Origin of the sequence: Microcystis panniformis FACHB-1757, assembly GCF_001264245.1 — a bacterium.
In the GTDB taxonomy this organism is placed as follows: Bacteria; Cyanobacteriota; Cyanobacteriia; order Cyanobacteriales; family Microcystaceae; genus Microcystis; species Microcystis panniformis.
This window is the reverse complement of sequence record NZ_CP011339.1, coordinates 3,668,035-3,682,452: the sequence shown is the minus strand read 5'-3', so window position 1 is coordinate 3,682,452 and position 14,418 is coordinate 3,668,035. Positions and strand designations below refer to the sequence as shown.

9 protein-coding genes and 6 pseudogenes are annotated in these 14,418 nt (G+C 41.9%); 9 read left to right on the top strand and 6 right to left on the bottom strand.

Going from position 1 to position 14,418, the window contains the following annotated elements:
- Positions 1-244: 244 nt before the first annotated feature.
- The 3 genes and pseudogenes from VL20_RS17725 to VL20_RS17715 all read left to right on the top strand — a co-directional run.
- Complete coding sequence (locus tag VL20_RS17725) at positions 245-1,066, top strand: cell division protein FtsQ/DivIB (RefSeq protein WP_052277293.1); 822 nt, start codon at positions 245-247, stop codon at positions 1,064-1,066.
- 192 nt (positions 1,067-1,258) lie between these two features.
- Positions 1,259-2,505: pseudogene (gene ftsZ / locus VL20_RS17720) on the top strand (cell division protein FtsZ).
- 221 nt (positions 2,506-2,726) lie between these two features.
- Positions 2,727-3,353: pseudogene (locus tag VL20_RS17715) on the top strand (RRXRR domain-containing protein); the annotation flags it as partial.
- A gap of 308 nt (positions 3,354-3,661) precedes the next feature.
- On the opposite strand, the pseudogene VL20_RS17710 reads toward VL20_RS17715, so the two are convergent.
- A pseudogene (locus VL20_RS17710) lies at positions 3,662-4,883 on the bottom strand (ISNCY family transposase).
- A gap of 292 nt (positions 4,884-5,175) precedes the next feature.
- Here VL20_RS17710 and VL20_RS17705 point away from each other — a divergent pair.
- Positions 5,176-5,670 carry a hypothetical protein gene (locus VL20_RS17705; RefSeq protein ID WP_052277292.1) on the top strand — a complete coding sequence of 165 codons (495 nt, stop codon included), beginning with the start codon at positions 5,176-5,178 and terminating at the stop codon, positions 5,668-5,670.
- Between the two features lie 59 nt (positions 5,671-5,729).
- Positions 5,730-6,530 carry a bifunctional hydroxymethylpyrimidine kinase/phosphomethylpyrimidine kinase gene (gene thiD / locus VL20_RS17700; RefSeq protein ID WP_052277291.1) on the top strand — a complete coding sequence of 267 codons (801 nt, stop codon included), beginning with the start codon at positions 5,730-5,732 and terminating at the stop codon, positions 6,528-6,530.
- Positions 6,531-6,837: 307 nt separating this feature from the next.
- On the opposite strand, the pseudogene VL20_RS17695 reads toward thiD, so the two are convergent.
- Positions 6,838-7,023, bottom strand: a pseudogene (locus tag VL20_RS17695) (ISAzo13-like element ISMae28 family transposase); the annotation flags it as partial.
- A gap of 104 nt (positions 7,024-7,127) precedes the next feature.
- Positions 7,128-7,780, bottom strand: a pseudogene (locus VL20_RS17690) (ISAzo13-like element ISMae28 family transposase); the annotation flags it as partial.
- 296 nt (positions 7,781-8,076) lie between these two features.
- Between VL20_RS17690 and VL20_RS17685 the strand changes: the two are divergent.
- Positions 8,077-8,910, top strand: a complete 834-nt coding sequence (locus VL20_RS17685; protein WP_284525807.1) for a transposase — start codon at positions 8,077-8,079, stop codon at positions 8,908-8,910.
- Positions 8,885-9,097 carry a hypothetical protein gene (locus VL20_RS32930; protein WP_052275239.1) on the top strand — a complete coding sequence of 71 codons (213 nt, stop codon included), beginning with the start codon at positions 8,885-8,887 and terminating at the stop codon, positions 9,095-9,097. Before VL20_RS17685 ends, VL20_RS32930 begins: the two co-directional genes overlap by 26 nt.
- Before the next feature lie 409 nt (positions 9,098-9,506).
- On the opposite strand, the pseudogene VL20_RS17680 reads toward VL20_RS32930, so the two are convergent.
- A pseudogene (locus VL20_RS17680) lies at positions 9,507-10,535 on the bottom strand (ISL3 family transposase); the annotation flags it as partial.
- Between the two features lie 157 nt (positions 10,536-10,692).
- Between VL20_RS17680 and VL20_RS17675 the strand changes: the two are divergent.
- Positions 10,693-11,340: a PEP-CTERM sorting domain-containing protein gene (locus VL20_RS17675; RefSeq protein WP_284525838.1), complete on the top strand. Its 648-nt coding sequence runs from the start codon at positions 10,693-10,695 to the stop codon at positions 11,338-11,340.
- 592 nt (positions 11,341-11,932) lie between these two features.
- Here the strand turns inward: VL20_RS17675 and VL20_RS17670 are convergent.
- Positions 11,933-12,976 (bottom strand): IS630 family transposase, encoded by a 1,044-nt coding sequence (locus VL20_RS17670; protein WP_052277287.1) that lies wholly within the window; start codon positions 12,974-12,976, stop codon positions 11,933-11,935.
- Between the two features lie 65 nt (positions 12,977-13,041).
- Here VL20_RS17670 and VL20_RS17665 point away from each other — a divergent pair, with 65 nt between their 5' ends.
- Positions 13,042-13,776, top strand: coding sequence for a PEP-CTERM sorting domain-containing protein (locus VL20_RS17665; RefSeq protein WP_052277286.1), 735 nt, complete (start codon positions 13,042-13,044; stop codon positions 13,774-13,776).
- Between the two features lie 175 nt (positions 13,777-13,951).
- Here the strand turns inward: VL20_RS17665 and VL20_RS17660 are convergent, their stop codons facing one another.
- The gene (locus tag VL20_RS17660) at positions 13,952-14,269 is read right to left on the bottom strand and encodes a DUF3067 family protein (protein WP_002756874.1); all 318 of its coding nucleotides are present in this window, start codon (positions 14,267-14,269) and stop codon (positions 13,952-13,954) included.
- Positions 14,270-14,418: the final 149 nt, after the last annotated feature.

The following is a 14,418-nucleotide window of genomic DNA, read 5'->3' as shown; positions in this document are numbered from 1 at the left end:
GGTAATTTTCGGATAAATTAGGCTGTTCTTGCCGGAACGCTCTTTCTGGCTGACCGTCGAAATATCTTGGCAAAAAGGAGCGTTTAGGTTTACTGGAGACAGACAAAAGAACGCCTGTAGACTACTACTGTTATAACATTTATTATCTCTTTCTTTGTCAAACTGATTACTTGAGTAGCGATCGGGTTGCCAGCAGCCCACCTCGCGACCTAAGATAACAGCAAAACTGTCCTGGATTTTCCCTATGAGCGATCAAATCCTTTCTTCCCTCTCCCTAGAACAAAAACGACAAAACCTGCGCCACCAAAGGCGATCAAAGGTGTGGCAAGCCCTAGGTCGCTTTCTGGTGGTTAGTGGTTTAGCGACGGGATTAGCTTGGGGGATGACTTCGCCCTATTGGACAATTACCAAGGCCGGACAGGTGGAAATCGCAGGTACGGAATTAATGTCCCCCGAGTCGATTCGCGCTTGGCTGAAATTAAGCTATCCCCTGTCTCTCTGGGAATTACCCACCCATCAATTACGAGAAAAATTAGCGGCTATTCCCGCTATTGCCGACGTTAAGATCGAGCGGCAATTATTACCCCCGAAAGTGATTGTTTCTATTCAAGAAAGAAAACCTGTTGCCCGTTGGCGTTCCCATCAACAGCAAGGCTTTTTAGATGCCACCGGAACGATAATTCCTCAAAGCTATTATGGTCGAACTCTGCCCAAAAACCAATTACCTAGCCTAGAAGTGCTTGGTTACGACCGACAATATCAACAACAGTGGCAAAAAATTTATCCCTTAATTGATAACTTATCGATTCAAGTTACCGCCATCGATTGGCGCAACCCTAGTAATCTTGTACTAAAAACCGAACTGGGACAGGTCTATTTAGGTTTTTATAAAGATAGATTGCCCGAAAAATTAACCGCTCTCGTACAATCGCGGCCATTGTCATCCAAGATACCTCTAGCGCGAATTCTCTACATTGACCTGAGTAATCCCGATGCTCCCACTGTACAATTAAAACCGCAGCCAGCCCCTATGGTTGCCAAAGTAACGGCAACTCCTAGGGATTAACTGGAATTGATCAGCAAATAACCGCAATTATTCCCTTTAGGTATTGCCAAAAACCCCAAATTATGATTTTCTGAACCAGAAACTGATAATGTAGATACTGGAACCGACATAATATTAGTGATAGTGTTAACATTGCATCTCTGATTCATCAAACCAATAACAGAAGCTTGTACTAAGAGTGTTCCAATTCCAATGACATCGATTAATGAAATCGTTCCCACCTATCCCAATCTGAACAGTAACGATTATGCCAGTTCAGCTATGAGCGAAGATAATCATTACTCTCAGAATAATGCTGGAGTATTATTTACTCGCCCCCATGAATCACAGATGACACCCCGAGAAGAAAGTCGTAGTAATCGCATCGTGCCAAGTAATGTCGCCAAGATCAAGGTGATCGGGGTCGGCGGTGGGGGCTGTAACGCCGTTAACCGCATGATCGCCAGTGGCGTGACTGGAATCGAATTTTGGGCAATTAACACCGACGCCCAAGCCCTGGCCCACTCCTCCGCCCCCCAGAGGTTACAAATCGGGACAAAATTAACCCGCGGCCTAGGGGCGGGGGCAATCCGGCGATCGGACAGAAAGCGGCGGAAGAATCTCGGGATGAAATAGCCCAAGCATTGGAAGGAACCGATCTAGTCTTTATTACCGCCGGCATGGGCGGCGGCACGGGAACAGGGGCCGCTCCAATTGTGGCCGAAATTGCCAAAGAAATCGGCTGTTTGACCGTGGGAGTTGTGACTCGTCCCTTTACCTTCGAGGGTCGTCGTCGCACTAATCAGGCCGATGAGGGGGTGGGGGGTTTACAAAGTCGGGTCGATACCCTGATTATTATCCCCAATAACCAGTTATTACAGGTGATACCCGCCGACACTCCCCTACAGGAGGCTTTTCGGGTCGCTGATGATGTGCTGCGGCAAGGGGTACAGGGTATCTCGGATATTATCACTATCCCCGGTCTGGTAAATGTGGATTTCGCCGATGTGCGGGCAGTGATGGCCGATGCGGGTTCGGCCCTAATGGGCATCGGCATCGGTTCGGGAAAATCTCGGGCTAAGGAAGGCGCGATCGCGGCTATATCCTCACCGTTACTGGAATCCTCGATCGAAGGGGCGAAAGGCGTAGTCTTTAACATCACCGGCGGTCAAGATCTAACCCTACACGAAGTCAATGCCGCCGCCGAAATTATCTATGAAGTGGTGGATCCCAACGCTAATATCATCTTTGGGGCAGTAATTGACGAGAAAATGCAGGGAGAAGTCAGAATTACCGTCATTGCCACCGGTTTTTCCGGCGATTCCCCCTCTCGTCCCACCGGTAGCAAGGTGGTGATCAATACCCCCGCACCCAGTCCGGCACCCACTCCCGAACCACCAAAACCCGCGGGGTTAGATATCCCCGAATTCTTGCAACGTCGTCGTCCTTTTGATCGCTAACCTCCTGTCACTAACCCCGCCCTAAAAGGGACGGAGCTTGCCTAAACCAATTTAGGCGACGCAAGTAGAGACTACCGCATCGAGACACAATCTGGTACAGACCTCCGAATACTTCCCTAGTTCGGATTCCCTCTCAGCTTTATTGGTAAAGCGTTGTTAGACAAGACATCTTGATGGTGTTGCGGTAAGGGACTTTAACTTTACTCTTAAGGATTATCTCCATGGCAAGAGTTCCTGTTATTTCAAAAGACGGAAAACCGTTAATGCCCACCAAACCCAGTCGGGCTAGACGGTGGATTAAAGAAGGAAAAGCTATCGGCAAATTCAACGACTTAGGTATTTTCTATGTCCAGCTAATCGATGAACCTTCCGATAGTAAAACCCAACCGATTGCTATTGGTATTGACCCAGGTAAATTATTCTCTGGAATTGGCGTTCAATCCTCTCTTTTTACTCTTTGGAAGGCTCACTTAGAACTTCCTTTTAAACGAGTAAGAGAGCGCATGGACAATAGACGGTTAATGCGAAAAGGACGTAGAGGAAGACGGATTAACCGTCAACTTCCTTTTAATCTAAGAGCGCATCGACAAAAACGATTTTCAAATAGAAAACAAGGAAAATTAGCTCCCTCAATCAGAGCTAATCGTCAACTTGAACTTCGAGTCGTTTCTGAACTCACCAAAATCTATCCAATTACCGATATTTACTTTGAGTACATCAAAGCCGATGTTGATCTAACTTCCAGGAGAAAAGGAGCTAAGTCTGGAAAAGGTTTCTCGCCAGTTATGGTCGGACAGAAATGGGCTATTGAGCAACTGTCTCAATTGGCAACCAGCAATTCTCATTTTGAAAACAAAAGAAGATAAAGTTCTCTATGTGAACAAGAGAACTTCTGTCTAATTATCATTTTTTTTCAAGATAATCATCATAATTAGCTTCAAGAGACAGTTTTAAAATATCTGCCCATAAAAAACTTATCTCAACTCATAAATTTAGCTGAAATTCTGACCTAATTTGTGGTTTTTTCAATGAATAAAATAATCTTTCCTTCTCTCGAAAAATTGACATTTTTAACGAGAATTTATTTTTTTGAGCGGGACATATTCGGTAAGAATAAACAAGAAAAACTCTGACCAATTCTTAAACCAAAAATATTTTAATAAAGTACGAATATCATTAAAAAAACTGGTGCGAGTAACTAATAACTCACGAATCTTTTGATAAGTATGATTAACTAAATCTCAAACGGTATGAAATAAAAAAGCTAGTAAATTTAAAGACAACAAGAACTCGCATAAATGACTTTGACCATGACCAAAATTATGTTCTAAATTATAACCGTGATTTTTAAGAACGTTATTTCCTTCATTCTCAACTTTCCATCTGCTGCGTCCAGCTTTGACAATTTTTTCAACATTATTTTCAGTAATTTGATGATTGGTAATCCAATTATTTTGATAGATAATTTTCTGTGTTTTTTCATTAATGACCGTGACTTCACACCAATTAACTTCGAGACTTGACTCGACCTCTCTCAGAGGAACTCTAGAAACATAACGATAACGATAAATGAGATTCTTTCGTCCATCCCATTGTTTCTTTTCTCCGGTTTTAACTTCGCCACTTTTTTCTAAAAATTCTCGCCATTCATATAAGGTTTTATGAGAAGTTTCAAGACAAACAAAAATAAAATTATAACCTTGTTTTAGAGCTAACTCACAGATAGGTTGGCGAGAGTATAAGTCATCTCCTAACAGGGTTACAGGATAACCATACTTCTTTTGATGATTCTTATCTAACCATCTTTTAACAGCCGCATTTTCACAATCTTGTTTTTGCTGCCCATCTTGTTTTTTAAGAAATTCTGGTTCTAAATTAATCACTTGTTTTTGCTCAGGAGAAACCACAATTGGCGTGACGCAACCATGAAAATAAGTTGTCGTTCCATTACGAGGATTGCGGCAATTACAATGGGGACAACTAATTTTCTTTGAAGAAAAATATTCCGTACCATCTAAAGCTATTAAAATTTCCTCATCTAAGTAGAAAAATTTTTTAATAACTCCCGGTTTTTTTAACCATTGATAGACTTGTTGAAAAGAGCCAAATATTGTGGCAGCTGGGATAGGAGCTAACAGGTTTCTGATTTGATTATCACCAGGTATTTTTTTGATACCAAATAAACTTGAAGCATTATCTTTTCCCTTACTACTTTTCATCAAACGTTGATGCTCTAAAAAAGAAGGTGACTGAGTAAAAAAAACCGAAAAAGCCGCCTTAACTGCATCTTCTACCTGATATTTGGTATTGTTTCCTGGTTTTCTGTCATCGGGTAAGTCATGTAATTCTTGAACTAAAAATTGTCTTAATTCAGGAATTTCTCAAGTCACAGCCTTTTTCGTCATCGCAGAACAGTTTGATTAATTAATATTTCCAACTTAATAATTTTACCTCAACAGACAACAATCATCAATTTTTATTTGGTTCTCTTTCTGATGTAGAGAACTTTTGTTCTAGATTTCTCCCATCTTTCAAATATTTTGAGTATAAATACTCTATATACTCACTTCTCTGCGATGCAGTCGCACTCGCGGGAGCGCATTTTGTAGCTTGCTTAAAGCTTTGTTTCTGTCTGTATCACTTGTTACTTTTTAAAATGAGAATTGCTGATTGGCAACAGTCCATACTCGCTTTGGTTGGCAAACCTCTAATCTTAGAAAATATTTGCGCTTAGAAAAGTCCAAAAATAAAGCAGAACAATCACCAGAAAGTCATGCTAACGATGGCATTGCTCTTGCCTGTTTTCAGTTTTTAGATTATTTGCCATTTCACAATTATAATGGACATGGATACGATTGGAAGGGTTCTGTTAAAGTAACAAACGCTTCCTTTGCTGTCATCAAACGTCCTCCTATTAGTCGTCGTCAACTTCACCTGATGGTTTTTTCCAAAGGTGGTAAACGACGTAAATATGGTGGCTCTACCACAAGACATGGGTTCCGTAAAGGAGATTTGGTTTCTTCTTCCAAAGGAATTGGTTATGTCAGTGGAGATACCGAAAAACAGCTATCTGTAAGCGATGCCAATGGTCAACGATTGGGACAGATAGCCGTTAGCAAGATTCAGTTAATTCGTCGTTCTAACGGTTTAATTGTTTCTCACTGACTTATGTAAAGCCGCCCTCCGCTATCGCTAAAGGGCGGGGTTTCAGACCCAATTTTTCGATGACTGCCATTGCCCTCACCATCGCCGGTTCCGATAGTGGTGGCGGCGCGGGAATTCAAGCTGATTTGAAAACCTTCGCCTTCCACCGAGTTCACGGCACCAGCGCCCTTACCTGCGTTACCGCCCAAAATACCCTAGGGGTTGAGCGCGTCGAGTCCCTAAGTCCAGAAATGGTAACGGCCCAAATCGATGCCGTGGTCGGGGATCTGTCTGTGTCAGCGGTTAAGACGGGAATGCTGTTCAGCAGCGAGATTATCGAAGCAGTGGCCGAGGCGATCGAGCGCTGGCGTTTAATCAGTTTAGTGGTGGATCCGGTTATGGTTTCGCGGGTAGGAGCCAAATTAATTGATGATCGGGCTATAGATAGTCTTTTTAATAGTTTAATTCCTCTGGCTTCGATTGTTACCCCTAATCGTTACGAAGCACAGCTTTTAAGTGGCATCGAGATCAATGATTTTGAGACGATGAAAGCGGCCGCCGAAATTATTTTCCAGAAGTCGGCCACACCGGTATTAGTGAAAGGAGGAGGTATGAAAGGCCGGCTGCGTGGGGTTGATATCTACTTTGATGGGGAGGAATGGGAAACTTTTAAGACCAGAAGCGTCGAAACCAATAACACTCACGGGACTGGTTGTACCCTATCGGCAGCGATCGCTGCTAACCTCGCTTTGGGTGATGACCTGAAAATAGCGGTGAAAAAAGCCAAGGATTACGTTACTAACGCCCTTGAGCATTCCCTCGCTATCGGTCGCGGAACCGGTCCAGTGGGTCATTTTTACTCTTTAAAAGCCCTAAATTAGTCAATTCATGACCACTACGCCGCGTATTTCCGCCCAAGTACCCCAGAGTTGCACTGGTCGCCCCTCGGTTCCCCTCTCGGTCTAGGGACTTCCAGAGAATAAAATACCCAACAAAAAAATAGAAAAGTGTTTTTTTGAAAAAGTAATTATTTTTGTCTAGGAAAACAAAGAGTCTCCCATTACAACCTATTTTTCCGAAAAAAAATAGCAGCATAAACTTTTATACTTCCGAGCTTTTTCGAGTATAACAAGGACAAGTTAAAGAATCAAATACAGTTTTTAGCTAACCATCTTAGTTAACTACAAACTAGGTCTTATCATAATAAATATCAATAAACCATTGCCCCAAATCGGGAAAGTCTTGATTCGTTGATTCTGTGAGACGTTCGATTTTTTCTTCGATTTTTTCCCTGGCTTTTTTAGTAAGCTTTACTCCTTTTTCGTAAGTTTCAGTAATCAACTTAACAATCGGGTGTTTTCCTTTCCAAGTCATAAGTACCTAGGCAAAATTAATTACACATATCTAACCACCCCTTTGCCTCTTGCCTCTTGCCCTTTGCCTTTCTTCACTAGGAAATTTATTTTGCACGACTACTTAGTTTGGGCGAATTTCAAAGCCGTTTCGATTTCATCTAAAATACTCCCATTCCAATGGTTTTCTAACACAGCCCAGGTTCGTTCAATAGGATTATATTTACTATGGTAAGGGGGATAGTAAGCTAAACGTATATTAACTTGATATTTTTGGGAAAACTCAACTATACGTTTCATGAACTGAGTTCGTCTCGAATTATTTTCTAGTCCATTATCTTGATTAATTATCAAAGTTTTAATTTTCTCAAAACGAGATTTTTCCGACTCCCAGAAATCTTCTAATATATCAACAATAAAGTCACTGGTGACTGTGGAGGCAGTGAAATACAAAAACAACTCATCAAATTCTGGAATAAATATTCCGTAAGGGGTTAGGGTTGTTTTCGGATTAAAATCATGATCGTTTGTTTCGACAGTTATTCTATTCTTACCTCCTCGATCAAATAGTCCAATATTAACACGGGCTTTGGCATCCAAACTAAGACGTAACATCGTAGGGTCTTCATCCGCTTCCCGATTAATGTTAGCTAATTCCTCAAAGATTGCCTCGGTTTCTGGAATTTTTTTTGAGGTAAAACTTTAGCGACTCTTTTCAGACGATAACCTAAGTTATTTAATTTAACCCGAATAGTTTCCTCGCTCGGTAAATCCTCATCACCTGACTGACGGACACAAGTGGGTCAAAACCTGACAAGACAAGGGTTGCCAAAAAGAAAAATATGGCTCTTCGGTTTGTGTTATGCAATGGATGGGGGTTATAAGGGATGGAACCCTTATAGAGAAAGGCATTTAGCGATTTTTGTCAATTGTTTTTTATCTAGAGCGAACTAATCAATTAAGTCTCTTGCCAGATAAGGATTTAGTCGATTTATGCCCCCCTATCGAACCATAACAAGTAACGAAGAGCCAAAAATATCTGGGTAGATAGGGAAAAAGCAAGAATCCCTACAAGATGAAAACCGAGAACAGAATCTTCTCCCAAGTTTATTCCTATCTAGAACAAGGAAGCCGATTTGTGGATAAAAGACATTTAACCGTCCTCAGTTGGATGGTGACAGCCCTACTCAGTAGTCAAAGTCTCAATCAAGCCAGATGGGAACCCTTTGTACAAAGCAGAGCCGAACAAGCCAATAGTTATCAGAGACGGTGGAATCGCTTTTGCCAGAATGGAAGAGTAGCGGTGGAAAAGATATACATCCCCTTAATATTGAAAGCCATCGAGACTTGGAAGGAGAAGGGGGAAAGACTGTATCTAGCAATAGATACCACTCTGTTGTGGAATCAATACTGCTTTGTCTATCTAGCGGTGGTCTGCGGGGGGAGAGCCGTCCCCTTGATGTGGATGGGATTAGAACATGGTAGTGCCAGCCTAGCTTTTGAGAAATACGAACCCTTGTTGGACAGAGCCAAAGGCTATCTTCAGGGCTTTGAGAATGTCATGCTGTTAGCCGACCGAGGCTTTGCCAATCAGCAATTAATTCAATGGCTCAGGAAAAATACTTGGCATTGGTGTCTTCGCTTACCTTGCGATACCCTCATTTACGGTGTTCGCCGTCGGGGTTTTGGCTATGAGGTCAGAGAACTCTATCCTCCCAAACGGCAAGCCTGCTTTGATCGCAACGTTCAAGTCTGGCAGGAGGCTAGAATCACTGCTCATCTTGCTTTAGCCTCTGTTCCAGGGGTTAAGGATAATTGGGCAATTCTGAGCGATGAACCTCCTACCCTTGACACCTTCTGGCAGTATGGTCTTCGTTTTCCCATTGAACATCTCTTTCAAGGGCAGTAAATCGGGCGTTTTTGACTGGGAACATTCTCGTGTTCGCTCTGCTGCTTGTTTAGAACGTCTCTATCTCATTGTTGCCATTTCTATTCTCTTTGCTACTTTAACTGGCATGGCGGTTCAACAATCTGGCTCTCGCCGTCAGGTTGATGCTCATTTTCGGCGTGGTTTGAGTTATTTGAAAATTGGTTGACGTTGGCTGGCGGGAGTTGTTCATAAGGCGCGTCCCTTCTTGCGACTTGACCACTTATTTTCTGTTGACCCTTTTCCCTGTTTTGCTTCTCGCAAAGCTCGTCAGGATTATTATGGCAAAATTACCTTTTCTTTTATTCAGGAGTTTGAGGCTTTCACATAACAGTACTTGTCTTTGTATTGAAAAATGTGTCCGTCAGTCAGGCTGTCACCATCCAACTGAGGACGGTTAAATGTCTTTTATCCACAAATCGGCTTCCTTGTTCTAGATAGGAATAAACTTGGGAGAAGATTCTGTTCTCGGTTTTCATCTTGTAGGGATTCTTGCTTTTTCCCTATCTACCCAGATATTTTTCTTTTTGGCAACCCTTGTCTTGTCAGGTTTTGACCCACTTGTGTCCGTCAGTCAGGGTAAAAACACTGGAGGATTTTGCCAACCATTCCGAGATGGATAGCATTCCCTCTGTCGAATTCTCTGAGGTTTCATAAATCTTTCTAAATTCTTCCTTTAACTCGTGCATCTTTTTCAAATTTGGTCAATTTTCTTTGATAGCTTCTAGTTTGATTTTTTGGGTTTCCGTTAAATCTTTTTCATTTTTTAACAAGCTATATTTACTTCGCTTTAAAACTTCTAGCTTTGCTTCTTTTTCCGCTTTCTGTTTTTTATTTTTCTGCGCTTCTACCGCTCTTTTTTCTGCTTTTCTCTGTTCGTCTAACTCTTGATTAATTTGTTTCATTACATGGAATCTATCGGCGACTACCTCGGCCGATGGCATCAATTCTTTCACCAAATTTTTATAGGGCAACCAAAGATCTATGCTGACTTCTTCAATTTGCTCTAACACCTCTTTTCCCCACCCTGTAAGCGTTTCCCTCAATTCTTCTTGTGTTCGCTTCTCTAGAATAGCTATTAGTTTTCCCGTATCTAAATTTACTAAAACTGCACAGTAATTTTTTTGTCCTTTGACTAGAGCGATTTCGTCAATTCCTAGTCTTTTTAATTTCGATAGGTCTGTCTCTGTAATTTCTTCGGCGATGTCCTCTATCATTCTTTGAATCTCTTCTTCCGTTACGTCATTTCTTCGACTAACATTTAAAATATCTCCTGATTTTAATTGTTCGAGTATATTCTCGGCTAGTCTTTTCGTATAGGTTCGTTTCTTGGCGACAAAATCTAACTCTTCGCTAAAGGGTTTCTGACAATTACCGCACTTAAATTGACGACGATTAACTTGTAGGTACACTGGTTGACCTGAGAGCGGTAAATCTTTGACTAAATGTCGATGATTTTGGTGTAGTTTATCGCTCTCTAACCCACAACGAGGACAGACTGCTTTTTTATTTTTCGATTCGATTCGTCAAACTATACCGATATTTTCTAGGTGTCGATAGCCTTGAATACAGGTTCCTTGTAGGTTCAAAAATTTGTCAAGTATCATAAGTAAAATAATCTCGTTTTTGGCCATTATATCAAATTTTAACTCAATTGTCTATCTTTTGGTATTAACCTGTTTGTGCCGTAAGTGTCTTCCTGTATAGATTTCAGCTATTTTTGAGACTAGGTACTCTCATTGAATTTTATTTGAAGTTAATTATTTGCATAACAATTCCCGAAGAGCCAAAAAAATGCTCACAAACATCTCTAGACAACTAAACACTGGCGCTCTTGCTATCGCGGGCAGTGTTGCCGCTCTCAGCTTTGCTGGTGCTGCCCAAGCAGCGAGTATGATAGCCGTAACGGGGAGTGCAACGGCCAGTTCGTGGGGAACCCTCAACCCGACCCTCACTCCTGGAGCGCCCACCGGATTGGCTGGGACGCCTACGGATGGCTTTGCCGGTCTGAGCTACACGGACGTTAGTGCTATTCAGCCTATTCAGATTTTTGGCACTGGCTCGGGAGCGTCCACCATGTTTACTCCTGGTGGTACCGTGAATTCTTTTGCTCAGATAAATGTTGGCGGTGGTACGACAGTTAATATCACTCCTACAGTGGCTTCGGGTACGTTTAATACTTCTGGTGGTATGAGTACTACTGTTTACACTGTAATGGGTACAGCGTTTTTTGATGCGACTACCGGTCTCGATTATTCTGGAGTTTTCAGCCTGAACGTCGTGTCCGTTGGTTCGGGATGGATTTATACTTTATCTCTCGAAAAAAGCAGTTTAGCAGTTCCCGAGCCCTCTGCTATCCTGGGTATCTTGGCCGTTGTTGGTGCTGGTGCTTTCGCTCGTCGCAAGAGCTAGTCACTGTCATCAGAGCAAAAATAATGGAAAAAACAAGCGTTAAGGTTAACCTTAACGCATTTTTTATTGTCTAGAGATGGGGAAGTGGGAAGTGGGGAGTTCGAGCATTTGTATTAAAATATCCAATACGCAATTTAAATGCAGTATACTGTTCACTTAACAATCCCACTGGTCACTGACAAGCTAAGACCCATCTAAAGTTGGGTAGGGTGCGTTAGGCAATCCCTTGTTTTTAGGGCAAAAATCAAGCTCTGAATATTGCCGTAACGCACCACAAAGAAAGGTTTTTGGTGAGTTACGCTAACGCACCCTACTGGGGAGCATCTCACTTTCTTTTCATTTCATTAACTTGACTGGTGCAAGTTGGGAATCTGGTAATGTACCGCAAGTCCTTCGTCATCGCTGTGCTTATCTAAATGGTTGCCTTTTTTAACTTTTTTATTGAGATCATTAAGCATTTCTACTTATGTCAAAGGGTAGATGCTCCCAGGTCATAACTATTCTAGACTACGGATGTCTCCGCATTACTGCCCTAATTAATAAATTGACAAACAACTTAAAATGATCACCAACATATCTAGACAACTATACTTTAGACGTTCATAATCTGAGATTTATTAAACTTCTGAAATCGTAGAGTCAGCAAGGAATCCAGTTCTTTTTTATGTTTCAGATGGGCATCATTCAGACATTCATAAATAGCTGAAGAAAAGTCAGAAAAGTTCTCATAATATTTACCATATAAACATTTCTTTTTGACCAATTTCCACAGCCTTTCAATTAAATTTAGATTAGGTGAATAAGACGGCAGATAGAGCAGCTCTATTGACAAAGAAAGAGCCAATTCTTCAACAATTTTACATTTTTGATAGCGGGCATTATCTAAGACTAGAGTGATGGGAATCATTAGTCCTAAAGCAGCTATTTTTGACCGGAGTTCACAGACTTGAGTTGCCGTAATATAAGTGTCATTCGTAACCAGAATAACTTCATGAGTTATTGCATTTAATGCTCCTAAAACATTGAAGCGTTTACGCCCGCTCGGTGACTTAACAAAAAGTCTCTCAAAACACCAAACAAAACCGAGAAATGCTCCCATGACGAAGTGAGCGGCATCAACAAAAAAAACAGCCCTTTTTCCTTCTTTTGCCTCATTTAGTCTGGGTTCTAGCTTTTTTTCTTTGTAGTCCTCTTGTTCATCTGGGTCAGCTTTAGAAGGAAGAGAACCTACTTTTAAACATTTCATTCCCATTGATTTTAAAAATTTTCTCACTTGGGTAGGACTTCGTTTTATTCCCGTCAATTCTTCTATCCTATATACAGCTTCATTTATTGTGGCTGGTGGATTTTTCTCGAAGTATTTTTTGAGGGTTTCTTTTTGAAACTCTAATTCACTTTTAGGGCGATAGAAGTTGATTTCTTTTAATTTTTCTATTCCGCCTTCTTGATAATCGCGAAGATAGGTTAATAAGGTATTTGGCGAGATCCCTGCTAACTGACAAATTTTTTGGTGCGGTATCTTTTGGCTTTTTAACCAGAGAACTTCCATCTTCAGTTGAACCCGGGGATGGGGATGATGAAATCTTTCATAATACAGTGAGTTCTTTTCTTCTTCCGTGAATTCTAGGTTAATCATGTTTTTAATGAGTGCTTTGCTTCTAATTATGACTCTTAAACTATATTATTGTCCTTGAGTAAAAAATGCAAGTTGTAGCCGTGCAAAGTATAACCACTGGCGCTCTTGCTATCGCTGGCAGCGTTGCCGCTTTCGGCTTTGCCAATACTGCCCCCGTCCAGGCGCAGGTGGATTGTTTACCACAAAGTTTCAACAATTTCAAGACCAATCCTTGCCGAAAAGGGGACAAGTTGTTTACACACATCAACTCATCTGGCATGGGTATAAATGACCCGAACAATTTTCTGACCATTACGGAAACCGTGCTGCCCTTGGGCGATTTGCACACCTTCACCTTCACCCCAGCTACCCCTCTGCTAAGTTCATCTGGTACTTATGTCATAGATTACACGATCGAGATCGTTGATAACCCCAACACTCCCGACAACGAACTTTTGACGAAGATGTTCGAAGCATTCAGCGCTGGCTATACCACAACTGGCCAGACTGACTCCGGTGTCTCTCTGAACAAGACGGTTTGGTCAGATGCTTTCGGCGGGTCGAGTTTGGTCGGAACCTCAGAGGCTAGAAGCCTGGATATTGGTGGCATAGGCTCTCCTGGCCTAACGGTTCAAATTGCTCCGAATATCCAGAAACTTTACGTCAGAGACACTTTCTCTGTCTCTAGTATTAACGGATCACTTAACAGTATCACCAACGATTTCAGACAAAAACGCATTGTTAAAACCCCCGAACCTTCTGCTATCCTCGGTATCTTAGCCGTTGCTGGTGTTGGTGCTTTCGCTCGTCGCAAGGGCTAGTCACTGCCATTAAATCAAAAGCAAGCGTTAAGGCTAAGCTTAACGCATTTTTTTGTGTCTAGAGAAGGGGATGGGCGAGTGGGGAAGTGGGGAGTTCGAGCATTTGTATATCCAATACGCAATTTAAATGCAGTATAATGTTCACTTAACAATCCCACTGGTTACTGATAATTGATCACTGATCACTGATCAGCCATTCCGAGGCCCTTTCACCTAAATCTAAGGCCAGACTAACCGCTTTACCGAGACGGGGACGCTCGCGGGTTTCGCGGATAAAAGCTTGAAATTGACTAAAACCACCCCATTCGTGGAGATAATTAGCGATCGCATTGAGATGTTCCAGATATTCAGACTCGGAGAGGGGAAAAGACGCTTGTTCGAGATATTTCCACATTACCTGGACATGAACCTTATCTTTGATGCGTCGCAGCTGGATATCGTAGGAACGACCCCACTTTTCTAGTAATAATTGCTGTAAGTCCACACCCGTCATGGTTGCTATCGCTTCTCAGATGTCAGTCGGCCTCTTGATTCTACCATAAATGTCAGGGGAAGACCCTCGATTTTACCGAAGGGATGATACTCTCGCGATCAACCGCTTCGCGGTGTAACGGGAGTCCTCTTGCTCCAATTTAGATATAC

Excerpts from the sequence above, each read along its gene's own strand:
- VL20_RS17725 (WP_052277293.1), top strand. The coding sequence starts at position 245 with ATGAGCGATCAAATCCTTTCTTCCCTCTCCCTAGAACAAAAACGACAA.
- thiD (WP_052277291.1), top strand. The coding sequence starts at position 5,730 with ATGACTGCCATTGCCCTCACCATCGCCGGTTCCGATAGTGGTGGCGGC.
- VL20_RS17685 (WP_284525807.1), top strand. The coding sequence starts at position 8,077 with ATGAAAACCGAGAACAGAATCTTCTCCCAAGTTTATTCCTATCTAGAA.
- VL20_RS17670 (WP_052277287.1), bottom strand. The coding sequence starts at position 12,976 with ATGATTAACCTAGAATTCACGGAAGAAGAAAAGAACTCACTGTATTAT.
- VL20_RS17665 (WP_052277286.1), top strand. The coding sequence starts at position 13,042 with ATGCAAGTTGTAGCCGTGCAAAGTATAACCACTGGCGCTCTTGCTATC.
- VL20_RS17660 (WP_002756874.1), bottom strand. The coding sequence starts at position 14,269 with ATGACGGGTGTGGACTTACAGCAATTATTACTAGAAAAGTGGGGTCGT.